The following is a 776-nucleotide window of genomic DNA, read 5'->3' on the forward strand; positions in this document are numbered from 1 at the left end:
GTCTTCGATGGCGATCTGGCCACGCATGCCGTGAACTTCGCTGGGGAAATCGCCCGCAAGGGTGGCCCCTTCACGCCGGTGCGTGATCGCAATCAGGGACTCAAGGAGACCGACCTGGCGGCTTTCGACGCCGAGGCTGCGGATCTTGCCAGGAAAGCGCGCGGGCTCGAGGCGCCGATCGCCTGCGCGCAGTCGGTGCGCAATGCCGTCACGCTGCCCTTCGATGCGGCGCTGGCGGCGGAACGTGCGTTGTTCGTGAAACTGGTCGGCAGCGACCAGTCGCGGGCGCAGCGGCATTTGTTCTTCGCCGAACGTGAGGCGGCAAAGGTTTCGGGAAAAGACATCGTCAAACGCAGGATTGCCCGCGTCGGCGTCATCGGCGCCGGCACGATGGGCGGCGGCATCGCCATGGCCTTCGCCAATGGCGGCTATCCCGTGACTTTGCTGGAAACCAGCCATGAGGCATTGCAGCGCGGCTTGGCGACGATCGACAGAAACTACTCGGTGTCCGTCACGCGCGGTTCGCTAAGCGAAGTCGCCAAGCGCGAGCGGCTCGCCCAGTTCAAGGGCTCCACCGATTATGCCGATCTCGCCGATTGCGACCTGATCGTAGAGGCGGTGTTCGAGGACATGGCGGTCAAGAAGGAGGTGTTCGGCAAGCTCGAAGCGGTGGCCAAACCGGGCGCGATCCTCGCCACCAACACCTCCTATCTCGACATCAACGAAATCGCCGCCTCGACCTCGCGGCCGCAGGACGTGCTCGGCCTGCATTTCTT

1 protein-coding gene is annotated in these 776 nt (G+C 64.3%); it reads left to right on the forward strand.

Translation table 11 applies throughout. The features are described from left to right. A partial coding sequence (locus EN939_RS36525) for a 3-hydroxyacyl-CoA dehydrogenase family protein (RefSeq protein ID WP_164751614.1) occupies positions 1–776 on the forward strand: 776 nt, incomplete at both ends.

The organism is Mesorhizobium sp. M7A.F.Ca.CA.002.05.1.1 (genome assembly GCF_003998335.1).
Classification (GTDB): Bacteria; Pseudomonadota; Alphaproteobacteria; order Rhizobiales; family Rhizobiaceae; genus Mesorhizobium.